This window comes from Pseudomonas sp. FFPRI_1, from assembly GCF_055384485.1.
In genome coordinates this window covers 6069033-6085111 of sequence record NZ_AP029168.1, presented here as the reverse complement: position 1 = coordinate 6085111, position 16079 = coordinate 6069033, and the positions used below count along the sequence as shown (strand labels likewise).

The following is a 16079-nucleotide window of genomic DNA, read 5'->3' as shown; positions in this document are numbered from 1 at the left end:
AGGCTGCTTATAATCGCGCTCCCTCCCCAACCATAAGGACGGCCCCGGTGAGTTCAGTCAGTAAGTCGATTTTGTTGGTTGACGATGATCAGGAAATTCGCGAGCTGCTGGAAACCTACCTCAGCCGCTGTGGTTTCCAGGTGCGCAGCACCGCCGACGGCGCCGGCTTTCGCCAGGCCCTGAGCGATGCCCCCAGCGACCTGGTGATCCTCGACGTGATGCTGCCGGATGAAGACGGCTTCAGCCTGTGCCGTTGGATACGCCAGCACCCGCGGCGCAGCCAGGTGCCGATCATCATGCTCACCGCCAGTTCCGACGAGGCCGACCGGGTCATCGGCCTGGAGCTGGGGGCCGACGATTACCTGGGCAAGCCCTTCAGCCCCCGTGAACTGCAGGCGCGGATCAAGGCCCTGCTGCGGCGTGTTCAGTTCACCCAGGAACGGGTCGCCGGTGAAGTGTTGTGCTTCGATGAATGGCGCCTGGATGTGGTCAGCCACCGGTTGTTCCACGCCGATGGCGAGGAAGTGATTCTCTCCGGGGCCGACTTCGCCCTGCTCAAGCTGTTTCTCGATCACCCCCAGCAAATCCTCGATCGCGACACCATCGGCAATGCCACCCGCGGGCGCGACCTGATGCCCCTGGACCGTATCGTCGACATGGCGGTGAGCCGCTTGCGCCAGCGCCTACGGGACACGGAAAAGCCGCCACGGCTGATTCGCACCGTGCGTGGCAGTGGTTATCAGCTGGCGGCCAATGTGGTTGCCGGCAATGGTCACTGAAGCCTTGCGCGCAATGCTGCGGCGGGTGCCGGTGCCCCGTTCGTTGCTGGGACGGATGCTGCTGATGACCCTGCTGGCGGTGTTGTTCGCTCAGGCGTTGTCCAGCGTGATCTGGGTCTCGCAACTGCGCGCCACCCAACTCGAAGGGCTGGTGACCAGTGCCCGCAGCCTGGCCCACTCGATGACCGCCAGCGTCAGCTACCTGCGCTCGCTGCCGGTGGCCTACCGGCCCCTGGTCCTCGACCAGTTGCGCAGCATGGGCGGCACGCGGTTTGTCGTGACCTTGAACGACAAGCCCCTGGGCATGCAGGTGCTGCCGGCCACCCCGCGCAAAGAGGCGGTGCTGCAGGCGGTGGAGCAGGTGCTGCGCCAGTCCCTGGGCAATGACGCGGATATTTCCGTGACCTTTGTCAGCCCCGATGACCTGCGGATCTTCAATGGCGGCCTGAAGCTCGACGAGTTGCCACGTTCCTGGGCCCATTACGCCCTGACCCTGGAACCGGTGAACCCACCGGTGCTGGTGACCCAGATCCAGATGGCCCCGGGCGAGTGGCTGTACATCGCCTCGCTGCTGCCCGAGCCTTACACCAGCCTTGAAGAGCAGGGCCTGCCGGCGCAGCAGGTGTGGTTCATCCTGCTCACCAGCGGTTTCCTGCTGTTGTTCATCGGCCTGCTGGTGCACTGGCAGAGCCGGCCCCTCAAGCGCCTGGCCCGGGCGGCCCGGGACATGTCCCTGGGGGCCGATGTCGAGCCGGTGGCGGAGGGCGGCGGCAGCGAGGTGGTGGAAGTGGGGCGCGCCTTCAACAGCATGCGCGAGCGCATCAGTCGCTACCTGACCGAGCGCAGCCAGTTGTTCAGTGCCATCTCCCATGACCTGCGCACCCCCATCACCCGCTTGCGGCTGAGGGTGGAGCTGCTGGAGGACGAGCAACTGCAGGCCAAGTTCGGTCGTGATCTGGATGAGCTGGAGCTGCTGGTCAAGGGGGCGCTGCAATGCGTCAAGGACACCGATATCCACGAGAACATCGAGCCGGTGGACCTGAACCATGTGCTGCATTGCCTGGTGGAGCCCTACCTGGCACCCAACGGCAACGGCCGGGTGACCCAGCAGGGGCAGGCCCTGGTCAGCTACCCGGGCAAGCCCCTGGCGCTCAAGCGCTGCATGGGCAACCTGATCGACAATGCCCTCAAGTACGGACAGAACGCTCACTTGCACATCGAGGATGATGACAACGGTTTTGTCCTGCATGTGGACGACGAAGGCCCCGGAGTGCCGGAGCAGCGACTGGAACAGGTGTTCGAGCCGCATTTCCGCCTGGCCGGGCAGCAGCAGGGCTATGGCCTGGGCCTGGGCATCGCCCGCAACATTGCCCATAGCCATGGCGGTGAAGTCAGCCTGCAGAACCTGCGCGAAGGCGGCCTGCGAGTGACCCTGTACCTGCCCCGGACCTTCGATTGAACGACCGGCGCTGACTTGCGTAGGAGCTGGCTTGTGTAGGAGCTGGCTTGCCGGCGAATGCGTCTTCCAGGGCAGCACAGGACCCAAGGGCCTCTTCGCCGGCCAGCCGGCTGCTACGGTGGGGTGAAATGTCACCGGTCAGTGACATTGTGCTGGTCCTTCGTTACCTGCGGTTGCCGGCCGCTTGATTAGACTCAAACCTTCGATAAAAAAAACAACGGGTCGCCCATGAGCTCTTTTCCCCAGCCCTTCAGCAGTTGGCTGAACACTCCCGCCCATCATGCCTGGCTGGCCGCCGAAGGCCTGCGACTGCTGGATTTCGCCAAGGCTTCGCGGCTCGCCGAGGGTTTCGGCAACCTGGACGCTCAAGGACGGCTGGCGGCCGATGCGCACGCTGAAACCATGAACACCGCCCGCATGACCCACAGCTTCGCCATGGCCCATATCCAGGGCCTGCCGGGTTATGCCGGGCTGGTGGATCATGGCATCGCGGCCCTGGCCGGCCCCCTGCGCGACGCCGAGCACGGTGGCTGGTTCGCGGTGGCCGGGCAGGCCGATGGCAACGACGGCAAGGCCGCCTACCTGCATGCCTTTGTCGCCCTGGCCGCGAGCTCCGCCGTGGTCGCTCGACGTCCCGGCGCCGAGGCCTTGCTGGCGGAGGCCATCCGTATCATCGATGCACATTTCTGGCGCGAAGAGGAGGGCGCCATGGCCGAGTCCTTCAACCGCGACTGGAGCGAGCAGGAGGCCTATCGCGGGGCCAACAGCAACATGCACGCCACCGAGGCCTTCCTGGCCCTGGCCGATGTCACCCAGGACCCGCGCTGGCTCAACCGCGCCCTGCGCATCGTCGAGCGGGTGATCCACATCCACGCCGCCGACAACGACTTCATGGTGGTCGAGCATTTCGACTTGGCCTGGCAACCCCTTCGCGAGTACAACCGGGCCTTTCCCGCCGACGGCTTTCGCCCCTTCGGCACCACCCCGGGACACGGTTTCGAGTGGGCGCGGCTGCTGTTGCACCTGGAAGCTTCCCGGGGCCAGGCCGGCATGCTGACTCCCGGCTGGCTGGCGCTGGATGCCCAGCGACTGTTCCAGAGCAACTGCCGCAACGGCTGGAACGTGGACGGCGCTCCGGGCATTGTCTACACCCTGGACTGGGACAACCGGCCAGTGGTCCGCCAGCGCCTGCACTGGACCCATGCCGAAGCCAGCGCCGCGGCCAGCGCCTTGCTCAAGCGTACTGGCGAAGCGCACTACGAAACCTGGTACCGGCGCTTCTGGGAGTTTTGCGAGGCGCACTTCATCGATCGCCAGCACGGCAGCTGGCACCACGAACTGGGACAGGACAATGCTCCCAGTGCCGAGATCTGGGGGGGCAAGCCGGACCTCTATCACGCCTGGCAAGCCGTGCTGATTCCGCGCCTGCCGCTGGCCCCGAGCATGGCTTCGGCCCTGGCCCAGGTGTCTGTTCCGGGGGTTGTGTAACCATGTGGTGACATTTCACCGTCGCTTCGTTACCTGAAGGTTCGACTAGGCTGTTTAGACTCGTTTGCAGCGCAAGCACCAGACTTGCATGCATAACAACAAGAAAGGTACTTCAAATGAATGCGATTTCTCGCCTCGCCACGGTCATTTCCCTTGCCTCTCTGTTTCCCCTGAGTGCCCTCGCCGCCGACTCCAAAGGTTCGGTGGAGGTTGTTCACTGGTGGACGTCGGGTGGCGAAAAGGCCGCGGTCGATGTGCTCAAGGCCCAGGTGGAAAAAGACGGTTTCACCTGGAAAGACGGCGCCGTGGCCGGCGGTGGCGGCTCCACCGCGATGACCGTGCTGAAAAGCCGCGCGGTGGCCGGCAACCCGCCTGGTGTCGCGCAGATCAAGGGACCGGACATCCAGGAATGGGGCAGCACCGGCCTGCTCAGCACCGACACCCTCAAGGACGTGGCCAAGGCCGAGAACTGGGACAGCCTGCTCTCGCCCAAGGTGGCCAACACCGTCAAATATGAAGGTGACTACGTGGCCGTGCCGGTGAACATCCACCGGGTCAACTGGCTGTGGATCAACCCCGCGGTGTTCAAGAAGGCCGGGATCGACAAGGCCCCGACCACCCTCGAAGAATTCTATGCCGCTGGCGACAAGCTCAAGGCCGCGGGCTTCATCGCCCTGGCCCACGGCGGCCAGCCGTGGCAGGACAGCACTGTGTTCGAAGACGTGGTGCTGTCGGTAATGGGCGCCGAAGGCTACAAGAAAGCCCTGGTGGACCTGGACCAGAAAACCCTTTCCGGCGCGCAAATGACCAAGGCCTTCACTGAGCTGAAGAAACTCACCGGCTACATGGACCCCAACCGTGCCGGGCGCGACTGGAACATTGCCGCTGCTGATGTGATCAATGGCAAGGCCGGCATGCAGATGATGGGCGACTGGGCCAAGAGCGAGTGGACCGCGGCGAAGAAAGTCGCCGGCAAGGACTACCAGTGCGTGCCGTTCCCGGGCACCGACAAGGCCTTCACCTACAACATCGACTCCCTGGCGGTGTTCAAGCTCAAGGCCGACCGCAAGGGTGACATCGCCGCGCAGCAGGACCTGGCCAAGGTCGCCCTGGGCAAGGACTTCCAGAAGGTCTTCAGCATCAACAAGGGTTCGATCCCGGTGCGTACCGACATGCTCAACGACATGAGCGCCGAGGGTTTCGACTCCTGTGCCCAGGCGGCGGCCAAGGACTTCCTGGCGGACGAGAAGACCGGTGGCCTGCAGCCGAGCATGGCGCACAACATGGCCACCTCCCTGGCGGTGCAGGGCGCGATCTTCGACGTGGTGACCAACTTCATGAACGACAAGGATGCGGACCCGGCCAAGGCCAGTGCGCAACTGGCTTCGGCGGTCAAGGCCGCGCAGTAAGGTCCGGCGCCGCAGGTTCGCCTGCGGCCCCTTGTCACCTCTCCCTGTGTAGGAGCCGGCTTGCCGGCGCAGCGCTGTGCCCGGCACAGCATGTCGTGTCGTTCGCCGGCAAGCCGGCTCCTACAGGCCGAGGTTCCATTTCTTCAACTGGGTTATTCCGATGAGCTCTGTGGCGGTTTTCAGCAAAGCCTCGCCGTTAGATGCACTGCAGCGCTGGCTGCCCAAGCTGGTGCTGGCGCCAAGCATGGTGATCGTGCTGGTGGGGTTCTATGGCTACATCATCTGGACGTTCATTCTGTCCTTCACCAATTCCAGCTTCATGCCGAGCTACAAGTGGGTCGGCCTGCAGCAATACCTGCGCCTGATGGACAACGACCGCTGGTGGGTGGCGAGCAAGAACCTTGCGCTCTTCGGCGGCATGTTCATCGGCATCAGCCTGGTACTGGGGGTATTCCTGGCGGTGCTGCTGGACCAGCGCATCCGCAAGGAAGGCTTCATCCGCACCGTTTACCTGTACCCCATGGCCCTGTCGATGATCGTCACCGGCACCGCCTGGAAATGGCTGCTCAACCCAGGGCTGGGCCTGGACAAGATGCTCCGTGACTGGGGCTGGGAAGGGTTCCGCCTGGACTGGCTGGTGGATCAGGATCGGGTGGTCTACTGCCTGGTGATTGCCGCCGTGTGGCAGGCCTCGGGTTTTGTCATGGCGATGTTCCTCGCCGGGTTGCGCGGTGTCGATCAGTCGATCATCCGCGCCGCCCAGGTGGACGGCGCCAGCCTGCCGACCATCTACCTGAAGATCGTCTTGCCGAGCCTGCGTCCGGTGTTCTTCAGCGCCTTCATGATCCTGGCGCACATCGCCATCAAGAGTTTCGACCTGGTGGCGGCGATGACCGCGGGGGGCCCCGGCTACTCCTCCGACCTGCCGGCGATGTTCATGTATTCCTTCACCTTCAGCCGTGGCCAGATGGGCATAGGTTCGGCCAGCGCCATGCTGATGCTGGGCGCCGTGCTGACCATCCTGGTGCCGTACCTGTATTCCGAGCTGCGAGGCAAACGTCATGACTGATTCGCTGCTCAAGCCGCGGCTGAATATCAGCCGGGTCGCGATCTACGCCACGCTGCTGCTGGCCGCGGCGGTGTACCTGATCCCTCTGGTGGTGATGCTGCTCACCAGCTTCAAGACCCCGGAGGATATCCGCACCGGCAACCTGCTGAGCTGGCCCCAGGTGGTGGACGGCATCGGCTGGATCAAGGCCTGGGACACCGTGGGCGGCTACTTCTGGAACTCGGTGAAGATCACCGTGCCGGCGGTGCTGATCTCCACCTTCATTGGCGCGATGAACGGCTACGTGCTGTCGATGTGGCGCTTTCGCGGCTCCCAGCTGTTCTTCGGCCTGCTGCTGTTCGGCTGCTTCCTGCCGTTCCAGACCGTGCTGCTGCCGGCGTCCTTCACCCTCGGCAAGTTCGGCCTGGCCAATACCACCACCGGCCTGGTGCTGGTGCACGTGGTCTACGGCCTGGCCTTTACCACGCTGTTTTTCCGCAACTACTACGTGAGTGTGCCGGATGCCCTGGTCAAGGCGGCGCGGCTGGACGGCGCTGGGTTCTTCACCATCTTCGGCAAGATCCTGCTGCCGATGTCGGTGCCGATCATCATGGTCTGCCTGATCTGGCAGTTCACCCAGATCTGGAACGATTTCCTCTTCGGCGTGGTGTTCGCCAGTGGCGACGCGCAACCGATCACCGTGGCCCTGAACAACCTGGTCAACACCAGCACCGGGGCCAAGGAATACAACGTTGATATGGCAGCGGCGATGATCGCCGGGCTGCCGACACTGCTGGTCTACATCTTCGCCGGCAAGTATTTCCTGCGCGGGCTGACGTCCGGCGCGGTCAAGGGGTAAGGCATGGCAACTCTCGAATTACGCAACGTCAACAAGACCTACGGTGCCGGCCTGCCGGACACCCTGAAGAACATCGAGCTGAAGATCGACGACGGTGAGTTCCTGATCCTCGTCGGCCCGTCCGGGTGCGGCAAGTCGACCCTGATGAACTGCATCGCCGGCCTTGAGAACATCAGTGGCGGGGCGATCCTGGTGGACGACGCCGACATCAGCGGCATGAGCCCCAAGGACCGCGACATCGCCATGGTGTTCCAGTCCTACGCGCTGTACCCGACCATGAGCGTGCGCGACAACATCGCCTTCGGCCTGAAGATCCGCAAGATGCCCACTGCCGACATCGATGCGGAAGTGGCGCGGGTGGCCAAGCTGCTGCAGATCGAGCACCTGCTGGGGCGCAAGCCGGGCCAGCTGTCCGGCGGCCAGCAGCAGCGGGTGGCCATGGGCCGGGCCCTGGCGCGGCGGCCGAAGATCTACCTGTTCGACGAGCCGCTGTCCAACCTCGACGCCAAGCTGCGGGTGGAGATGCGCACGGAAATGAAGCTGATGCACCAGCGCCTGAAGACCACCACGGTCTACGTCACCCACGACCAGATCGAAGCCATGACCCTGGGGGACAAGGTGGCGGTGATGAAGGACGGGATCATCCAGCAGTTCGGCACCCCGAAGCAGATCTACAACGACCCGGCCAACCTGTTCGTGGCGAGCTTCATCGGTTCGCCGCCGATGAACTTCATCCCCCTGCGCCTGCAACGCAAGGATGGCCGCTTGCTGGCCCTGCTGGACAGCGGCCAGGCTCGTTGCGAGCTGCCCATGGGCATGCAGGACGCCGGCCTCGAGGATCGCGAGGTGATCCTCGGTATTCGTCCGGAACAAATCTCCCTGGCTTCGGCCGAAGCCAATGGCCTGCCGAGCATTCGTGCCGAGGTCCAGGTGATCGAGCCCACCGGTCCCGACACCCTGGTGTTCGTCACCCTCAATGGCACCAAGGTCTGCTGTCGCCTGGCGCCGGACCAGGCCCCGGAGGCGGGGGAAACCCTGACACTGCAGTTCGATCCGGCCCGGGTCCTGCTGTTCGACGCCCAGAGCGGCGAGCGCCTGGGGAAGGCCGGCCTGCCGGCGTCTGAGGCACGCAGCGGCAACGTGGCGCAGTTCAAGGGGCGCTGAATCCGTGGCGGATGGCCTGTCATCCGTCGCAACGGCTGTAAACCGCGTTAGGCAAATCGTTAATAACAATAAAGACGAGGATGTAGGGATGAAAAACAAGAGCACCAACGCACGCTTGATCTGCCAGTTATCAGCGATTGCGGCGATGACCCTGGCCGGTGGCGCCCACGCTGACGATGCCTTCAGTTCCGAGTCGAAGTGGATGACCGGCGACTGGGGCGGCGAGCGCACCAAGCTGATCGAGCAGGGCATCGACATCAAGGCCGACTACGTCGGTGAAATGGGCGCCAACCTCCACGGCGGCTACAACGACGACAAGACCGGGCGCTACAGCGACCAGTTCGGTCTCGGCGTGGCGTTCGACCTGCAGAAACTGCTGGGCTGGGACAACACCCAGGCCAAGGTCCAACTGACCAACCGTAACGGCCAGAACATCTCCAACGACCGTATCGGCGACCCGCGTGCCGGCACCTTGAGTTCCTCCCAGGAAGTCTATGGCCGTGGGCATATGGTCCGCCTGACCCAATTGTGGATCCAGCATCAGTTCCTCGACGGCAAGCTGGACGTCAAGGCCGGCTACTTCGGCGAAGGCGAAGACTTCAACACCTTCCCCTGCGACTTCCAGAACCTGGCGTTCTGCGGCTCCCAGGTGGGCAACTGGGCCACCGGCATCTGGTACAACTGGCCGGTCAGCCAGGCGGCGCTGCGCATCAAGTACCACATCACCCCTGAGCTGTATGCGCAGATCGGCGCCTACAACCAGAACCCGTCGCAACTGGAGCACGGCAACGGCTTCAAGCTCAGCGGCAGTGGTACCAAGGGCACCGTATTGCCGGTGGAACTGGTCTGGTCGCCCAAGCTCAATAGCCTGCCGGGCGAGTACCGCGTCGGTTACTACAAGAGCACGGCCGATGCCAATGATGTGCGCAAGGACGTCAATGGTCAGGATGCCGCGGACACCGGCGACGCCTATCGCGTGCACAACAGCAAGCACGGTTACTGGTTCGTCGGGCAGCAGCAACTCACCACCCACAACGGTGATGCTTCCCGGGGCCTGAACATCGCCGCCAACGCCACCTTCCACGACAAGGACACCAACGTCGTCGACAACTACCAGTCGCTGATGTTCGTGTACAAGGGGCCGTTCGATGCGCGTCCGAAAGATGACGTCGGCATCGGCTTTGCTCGGATCCACGTCAACGACGATGTGCGCAAGAACGCCCAGCTGATCAACGAGGACAACGGCATCAGCAACTACGACAACCCGCTGTACATGCCTTTGCGCGACACCGAATACAACTATGAGATCAACTACGGCTTCCACGTCACCAACTGGCTGACGGTACGGCCCAACCTGCAATACATCACCCATCCCGGTGGCGTGGACCAGGTCGACAACGCCCTGGTGGCCGGCTTGAAAATTCAGTCGGTGTTCTAACGTTGTTGCGATAAGCTCCTTTCTCTGTGCGCATATTGCGGATGGCCCTGGCTGTCCGCTTTTTTTTGGGACGCGCCGGACCAGGCCGGTGTCAGCCGACACTAACGTGCATGGGTACCCCATGATTTTCAGGACCGCGGCACATGCATGAGCATCCGCTACAACGCTTTTTCAAATCCCTGCGCGAGCGCCCGGTGTTTGCATGGGAGCGCTACCAGATGCGCGACGTGCTGGTGATCGACCATCCGCTGTGCCAGGCGGTATTCAGTCGCCAGGGCGCGCAGTTGCTGCACTTTCAGCCGACCGGGCAGAAGCCGTGGTTGTGGTGTGCCTCGAAGTGGCCGCAGGTGGGGGCGATCCGTGGTGGGGTGCCGGTGTGCTGGCCCTGGTATGGCCGACACCCGAGCGAAAACGCCTGGCCCTCCCATGGCTGGGCACGCCTGCTGGACTGGAAACTGCTGGACAGCAGCAATGATCCGGACGGTGTGCGCTTGCACTGGCAATTAGAGTTGTGCGACTGGCAGGTCGAGCTGCATGCGCACCTGGGCCAGGGCATGGATCTGCGCCTGAGCACCGAGCATCAGGACAGCGAACCCTGCCAGTTGAGCCAGGCTTTGCACGCCTATTGGCGTATTGGCGACGTGGGTGAGGTAGCGCTGTCTGGGCTCGACGGCGCTCAAGGTTACGACCAGTTGAACCGCCAGGCCTGCGAGCAGAAGGGCGAGTTGCGGGTGCAGGGTGGCTGCCAGCGGGTGTTTCAGCACGAAGGGGAATTGCAGCTCAAGGACCACGCCTGGCAGCGCGAGCTGTGCATCGATACCGGGGAGGATGCGGATACCGTGGTCTGGCACCCGGGCACCCGGCCTTTGCTGGGGGTGAGCTGGAACGAGGTGTCGCGCTTCGTCTGTGTCGAAGCGGCTGCCGGGGGCACCGACAGCCTGTGCCTGGCACCGGGTCAACAGGCCCACCTGAGCTTGCAGGCGCGGGCGGCAGGCTAGGTTGCTGTGCCGCCCGGTCGGCTGCCGATGGCGCTGGCTGGTTCAGTTGAACTCGTCGCCCACCGGATAACGGCTGGCATTGAGGCTTTCCTTGATCTTGCGCAGGTGTGGCTGGAAATCCACGCCGCGGCGCAGGGTCATGCCGGTGGCCAGCACGTCGAGCACCGTGAGCTGGATGATCCGCGAGGTCATCGGCATGTAGATGTCGGTGTCTTCCGGCAGCGGGATGTTCAGGCTCAAGGTGCTGGCCTTGGCCAGGGGCGAGTTTTCTGCGGTCAGCCCCAGCACTGAAGCGCCGTTTTCCCGGGCAATGCGCGCCACCTCCACCAGTTCGCGGGTACGGCCGGTGTAGGAAATGATCACGAACAATTCGCCGGTGTGGGCCACCGAGGCAATCATGCGCTGCATCAGCACGTCGGCATGGGCGGTCACGGCCAGGTTGAAGCGGAAAAACTTGTGCAACGCATCCATGGCCACCGGGGCCGAGGCGCCGAGGCCGAAGAAGTGGATCTGCCGCGCCTGGATCAACAGGTCAACGGCCTTGCTGATCAGGTTCGGGTCCAGGGCCTGGCAGGCGCTGTCGAGGGAGGCGATGGCGCTGCCGAAGATCTTTTGCGTGTAGGCTTCGGGGTTGTCGTCGGCTTCCACTGCGCGGCTGACATAGGCCGCGCCACTGGCCAGGCTCTGGGCCAGTTGCAGCTTGAGTTCCGGGTAGCCGCTGACGCCAAAGGAGCGGCAGAAGCGATTCACCGTCGGCTCGCTGACCGAGGCGGCCTGGGCCAGGGCAGCGATGCTGAAGCGAGTCGCCTGCTGCGGGTTGAGCAGGATGACTTCGGCGACTTTACGTTCCGCCTTGTTCAGTTCTTCAAGGCGGTTCTGGATCTGCTCCAGAAGATTTCGCACTCGGTCCATTCAGGTTTCCTAGATCGGCTAGACAGGCGTTGAGGGCAGAAGCGGGAGGCGGGCAATTCAGCCGGGCGGGAAGGGCAGAGGACGCTGGAGCGTCAGTTGCTGCCTTCCAAGCTTGCGGTGATTGCGCTGCGTGCCGGGTCGGTACCGTGCCTGCAATGCGAAGTTGAGAGGTGGCCTATCCTACTGATGGCCCGGATCGACCACCACCTGGAATCTGTATTTTGTAAAAATGTTGTGTTTATTACTACATTTTTCCTTGAGTGATGCCTTGAAAAAAGGTATTTGTAGCTTAACTTGATAAAAGAACAAACATCATGCCTTCGATTACGGTTGAACCCTGCACCTTTGCCTTGTTCGGCGCGCTGGGCGATCTGGCGCTGCGTAAGCTGTTTCCTGCCTTGTACCAACTCGATGCCGCCGGCTTGCTGCATGACGACACGCGGATCCTTGCCCTGGCTCGTGAGCCGGGCAGCGAGCAGGAGCACCTGGCCAATATCGAAGCCGAGCTGCGCAAGTACGTCGGCGACAAGGACATCGATGCCGAGGTCCTGCGGACCTTCCTTGCTCGCCTGAGCTACCTGCACGTGGATTTTCTCAAGGCCGAGGACTACATCGCCCTGGCCGAGCGCGCCGGCAGCGAGCAACGGCTGATTGCCTACTTCGCTACCCCGGCGGCAGTCTACGGCGCGATCTGCGAGAACCTGTCCAGGGTCGGGCTCAACCAGCACAGTCGCGTGGTCCTGGAAAAACCCATCGGTTCGGACCTGGACTCCTCGCGCAAGGTCAACGACGCGGTGGCGCAGTTCTTCCCGGAAAACCGCATCTACCGGATCGACCACTACCTGGGCAAGGAAACGGTGCAGAACCTGATTGCCCTGCGTTTCGCCAACAGCCTGTTCGAAACCCAGTGGAACCAGAACTACATCTCCCACGTGGAAATCACCGTGGCCGAGAAGGTGGGTATCGAAGGTCGCTGGGGCTATTTCGACAAGGCCGGCCAACTGCGAGACATGATCCAGAATCACCTGCTGCAACTGCTCTGCCTGATTGCCATGGACCCGCCTGCCGACCTTTCGGCCGACAGCATCCGTGACGAGAAGGTCAAGGTGCTCAAGGCCCTGGCGCCCATCAGCCCGGAAGGCCTGACCACCCAGGTGGTGCGCGGCCAGTACATCGCCGGGCACAGCGAAGGCCAGACGGTGCCGGGCTACCTGGAGGAGGAAAACTCCAACACCCAGAGCGACACCGAAACCTTCGTCGCCCTGCGTGCCGACATTCGCAACTGGCGTTGGGCCGGGGTGCCGTTCTACCTGCGCACCGGCAAGCGCATGCCGCAGAAACTGTCGCAGATCGTCATCCACTTCAAGGAGCCGTCGCACTATATCTTCGCCCCCGAGCAGCGCCTGCAGATCAGCAACAAGCTGATCATCCGCCTGCAGCCGGACGAAGGCATTTCCCTGCGGGTGATGACCAAGGAGCAAGGCCTGGACAAGGGCATGCAGCTGCGCAGCGGTCCGCTGCAGCTGAATTTTTCCGATACCTATCGCAGTGCGCGGATCCCCGACGCCTACGAGCGCTTGTTGCTGGAAGTGATGCGCGGCAACCAGAACCTGTTTGTCCGCAAAGATGAAATCGAAGCCGCGTGGAAGTGGTGTGACCAGTTGATCGCCGGGTGGAAGAAATCCGGTGACGCGCCCAAGCCGTATGCGGCCGGGTCATGGGGGCCGATGAGCTCCATCGCACTGATCGCGCGGGATGGGAGGTCTTGGTATGGCGATATCTGATTTGCAACTGCCAGCGGGCGTGCGCGCCCATGAATTTCGCAATCCGGCGCTGTTGGCCGAGGGGCAGGCCGTGAAGGTCGCCGAGTTGCTGCGCGAGGCCATTGCCGCGCGGGGTACTGCGACCCTGGTGGTTTCCGGCGGGCGCAGCCCGGTGGCGTTCTTCCAGGCGCTGGTGCAACAGCCTGTGGACTGGTCCAAGGTGCTGATCACCCTGGCGGACGAGCGTTGGGTGCCGGTGGAACACGCCGACAGCAATGCCGGCCTGCTCAAGCGCTACCTGCTTCAGGGGCCCGTGGCCAAGGCGCGCTTTCTCAGCCTCTACAGTGCTGCGGCGAGCCTTGAAGAGGCTGCGCTGCAGGCCGACCGGTTGCTCGGCGAGTTGCCGGGCATCGATGTGCTGGTGCTGGGCATGGGCGATGACGGGCACACCGCCTCGCTATTTCCCAACAGCCCGAACCTGGCCGAGGCGCTCAAGCTCGACGGCAGTCGCCGTTGCTGGCCAATGCTGGCGCCGAGCGTGCCGCACCAGCGCCTGAGCATGAGCCGGGCCTTGCTGGCATCGGCCCGCCATAGCCTGTTGTCGATTTCCGGTCAGTCCAAGCTGACCACCCTGAGTGCGGCACTGGCGGGTGACATTGTCGCCGAAATGCCGATTCGCGCCTTCCTGCAACCCCCGTTAGAGATTTACTGGTGCCCATGAGCCAAGGATCAGCCGCTATGACAAACCTCGCCCCGACCGTTTCCATGGCGGACAAAGTTGCCCTGATCGACAGCCTCTGCGCCAAGGCGCGGATCCTGCCGGTGATCACCATTGCCCGTGAACAGGACGTGCTGCCCCTGGCGGACGCCCTGGCGGCCGGCGGCCTGACGGCCCTGGAAGTGACCTTGCGTTCGCAGTTTGGCCTCAAGGCCATCCAGATCCTGCGCGAGCAGCGTCCGGAACTGCTGACCGGTGCCGGCACCGTGCTCGACCCGCAGATGCTGTTGGCGGCAGAAGCGGCAGGTTCGCAGTTCATCGTCACCCCGGGGATCACCCGTGACCTGCTGCAAGCCAGCGTAGCCAGCCCGATCCCGCTGTTGCCGGGGATCAGCAATGCCTCGGGAATCATGGAGGGCTATGCCCTGGGGTATCGTCGCTTCAAGCTGTTCCCGGCGGAAGTCAGTGGCGGTGTGGCGGCGATCAAGGCCTTGGGCGGTCCGTTCGGCGAGGTGAAGTTCTGCCCGACTGGCGGTGTTGGCCCGGCCAATATCAAGAGCTACATGGCCTTGAAGAATGTGATGTGCGTGGGCGGTAGCTGGATGCTGGATCCGGAATGGGTCAGGAACGGCGACTGGGCACGGATTCAAGAGTGCACGGCAGAGGCCCTGGCCCTGCTGGACTGAAGGTTTTACCCGATTCGTTGGTGTGTTCTACGGCTTTACGGTGCGCTTGGTCGGTGCACCGTTTTTTTTTGCCTGGAGAAAGTGCCGATGGATCCTGCTGGCCCGGGCAGGCGTCCTGTCGCCGCCGTTTTGGGGCGCGGCGACAGGGCGCGGTCTCTACTGGCTCGCCAGTTCGGTCAGGGCCTCGACCAGTAGTTGCATGTGCCCAAGGGGCGTTGCCAGCCCAGGCGTAATGCGGATGCAGGGGCCGAAGCCGGCGCCGTTGCGGGCCACGGTGAACAGGTTGTAGTCCCGCAGCAGACGATCCACCAGGGCTTGTTGATCCGGGTGCCGAGTGAAGCGCAAGGCACTGATGGCGCAGCACAGGCGTGGGTCCTGCGGGGTCATGACCTCGATCCCGGGGATCTCGCGCACGGCCTCGGTCCAGGTTTCCCGCAGGTAGTTCAGGCGCGCGCCCTTGGCCGCCGAGCCGCCCATGGCGCGGTGCTCTTCAAACACCTGGGGCAAGGTCATCAGCGCGGGAATGTTGGGCGTGCTGTAGGGCGTGCGGGCGCGGATATCGTCGGCCGGGAAGTGGAATTCGCCCATGTCCGGGTCAATGTCGTGCAGGCGGTCCGGGTGGATATAGAGAAAGCCCAGGCTCAGGGGCGCGCCTATCCACTTGTGCAGGTTGAACCCGGCAAAGGCGATGCCCAGTTGCGGCAGGTCGAAGTCGATCTGGCCCAGGGCGTGGGCACCGTCGAGAATGATATCGACCCCGAACTCCCTGGCCACTGCGGCGATCGCCTGGACCGGCATCACCAGGCCGCTGCGGTGGGTGACATGGGTCAGGGGCATCAGCCTGATTCGCGGGTGACGCTGCAAAGCCGTTTTATAGGTGTCGACAAGGCTGTCAAAACTGGCGGGGTGCAGGTGCTGGATTTCTATCACCTCGACCCCACGCTGACGCGCCAGCCAGCGCATGGCGCTTTTTACCGTGTCGTATTCCAGGTCGCTGAGCAGCACCTGGTCCCCCGGCTGCAACCGGTTGTAGTTGCGGATCAGGGATTGCAGGGCGTCGGAGGCACAGCGGGTGAGGGCTACGGCATTCTCCGGTGCCTCCAGCAGCTCGGCCAGTTGTCGGCGGATCTGCAGCGCCTCGGTCTGTTCGAAGCGCTGGCGCACATGCACCGAGTTGCTGCGGTTGACCCACTGGAGGTTGTGTTGATAGGCCTCCAGCACCTTGCGGGTCATGCGCCCGAAGTAGCCATTTTCCAGGTTGATCGGCCCGGGCTCGATCTCGAATTGCCGGGCGATGCCGTGCCAGTGCTCTTCATCACGGGCGAGTGTTGCGGCTGTCCTTGGCATGGCGGAGCTCT

At 63.5% G+C, this 16079-nt stretch carries 14 protein-coding genes; 12 read left to right on the top strand and 2 right to left on the bottom strand.

Going from position 1 to position 16079, the window contains the following annotated elements:
* Positions 1-47 precede the first annotated feature (47 nt).
* The 9 genes from ACZ5BO_RS27095 to ACZ5BO_RS27055 all read left to right on the top strand — a co-directional run bounded on the left by ACZ5BO_RS27095 (position 48) and on the right by ACZ5BO_RS27055 (position 10642).
* Positions 48-779, top strand: a complete 732-nt coding sequence (locus ACZ5BO_RS27095; protein WP_025126843.1) for a response regulator — start codon at positions 48-50, stop codon at positions 777-779.
* Positions 769-2238 carry an ATP-binding protein gene (locus tag ACZ5BO_RS27090; protein ID WP_464697025.1) on the top strand — a complete coding sequence of 490 codons (1470 nt, stop codon included), beginning with the start codon at positions 769-771 and terminating at the stop codon, positions 2236-2238. The genes ACZ5BO_RS27095 and ACZ5BO_RS27090 overlap by 11 nt, the downstream gene beginning before the upstream one ends.
* A 228-nt stretch (positions 2239-2466) precedes the next feature.
* Positions 2467-3726, top strand: coding sequence for a D-mannose isomerase (locus ACZ5BO_RS27085; RefSeq protein ID WP_464697024.1), 1260 nt, complete (start codon positions 2467-2469; stop codon positions 3724-3726).
* Between the two features lie 116 nt (positions 3727-3842).
* Entirely contained in the window at positions 3843-5135 is a 1293-nt protein-coding gene (locus tag ACZ5BO_RS27080; protein ID WP_025126846.1) for an ABC transporter substrate-binding protein, read from the top strand.
* Positions 5136-5295: 160 nt separating this feature from the next.
* Positions 5296-6204 (top strand): carbohydrate ABC transporter permease, encoded by a 909-nt coding sequence (locus ACZ5BO_RS27075; RefSeq protein WP_025126847.1) that lies wholly within the window; start codon positions 5296-5298, stop codon positions 6202-6204.
* Positions 6197-7042 carry a carbohydrate ABC transporter permease gene (locus ACZ5BO_RS27070; RefSeq protein WP_025126848.1) on the top strand — a complete coding sequence of 282 codons (846 nt, stop codon included), beginning with the start codon at positions 6197-6199 and terminating at the stop codon, positions 7040-7042. Before ACZ5BO_RS27075 ends, ACZ5BO_RS27070 begins: the two co-directional genes overlap by 8 nt.
* 3 nt (positions 7043-7045) lie before the next feature.
* Positions 7046-8206, top strand: coding sequence for an ABC transporter ATP-binding protein (locus ACZ5BO_RS27065; RefSeq protein ID WP_025126849.1), 1161 nt, complete (start codon positions 7046-7048; stop codon positions 8204-8206).
* An 88-nt stretch (positions 8207-8294) separates the two neighbouring features.
* Positions 8295-9644, top strand: a complete 1350-nt coding sequence (locus ACZ5BO_RS27060; protein WP_025126850.1) for a carbohydrate porin — start codon at positions 8295-8297, stop codon at positions 9642-9644.
* Positions 9645-9787: 143 nt separating this feature from the next.
* The gene (locus ACZ5BO_RS27055; RefSeq protein ID WP_025126851.1) at positions 9788-10642 is read left to right on the top strand and encodes a D-hexose-6-phosphate mutarotase; all 855 of its coding nucleotides are present in this window, start codon (positions 9788-9790) and stop codon (positions 10640-10642) included.
* 42 nt (positions 10643-10684) lie between these two features.
* Here ACZ5BO_RS27055 and ACZ5BO_RS27050 read toward each other — a convergent pair whose 3' ends face one another.
* Positions 10685-11545, bottom strand: coding sequence for a MurR/RpiR family transcriptional regulator (locus ACZ5BO_RS27050; RefSeq protein WP_170001736.1), 861 nt, complete (start codon positions 11543-11545; stop codon positions 10685-10687).
* Positions 11546-11868: 323 nt separating this feature from the next.
* Between ACZ5BO_RS27050 and zwf the strand changes: the two genes are divergently transcribed.
* From zwf to ACZ5BO_RS27035, 3 genes are read left to right on the top strand one after another with little or no spacing between them, the layout of a single operon-like run.
* Positions 11869-13338 (top strand): glucose-6-phosphate dehydrogenase, encoded by a 1470-nt coding sequence (zwf, locus tag ACZ5BO_RS27045; RefSeq protein ID WP_025126852.1) that lies wholly within the window; start codon positions 11869-11871, stop codon positions 13336-13338.
* Positions 13325-14038: a 6-phosphogluconolactonase gene (gene pgl, locus ACZ5BO_RS27040; RefSeq protein ID WP_025126853.1), complete on the top strand. Its 714-nt coding sequence runs from the start codon at positions 13325-13327 to the stop codon at positions 14036-14038. The genes zwf and pgl overlap by 14 nt, the downstream gene beginning before the upstream one ends.
* A 17-nt stretch (positions 14039-14055) precedes the next feature.
* Positions 14056-14721 carry a bifunctional 4-hydroxy-2-oxoglutarate aldolase/2-dehydro-3-deoxy-phosphogluconate aldolase gene (locus tag ACZ5BO_RS27035; RefSeq protein ID WP_025126854.1) on the top strand — a complete coding sequence of 222 codons (666 nt, stop codon included), beginning with the start codon at positions 14056-14058 and terminating at the stop codon, positions 14719-14721.
* Between the two features lie 156 nt (positions 14722-14877).
* On the opposite strand, the gene ACZ5BO_RS27030 is transcribed toward ACZ5BO_RS27035, so the two are convergent.
* Positions 14878-16068, bottom strand: coding sequence for an aminotransferase class V-fold PLP-dependent enzyme (locus tag ACZ5BO_RS27030; RefSeq protein WP_464697023.1), 1191 nt, complete (start codon positions 16066-16068; stop codon positions 14878-14880).
* Positions 16069-16079: the final 11 nt, after the last annotated feature.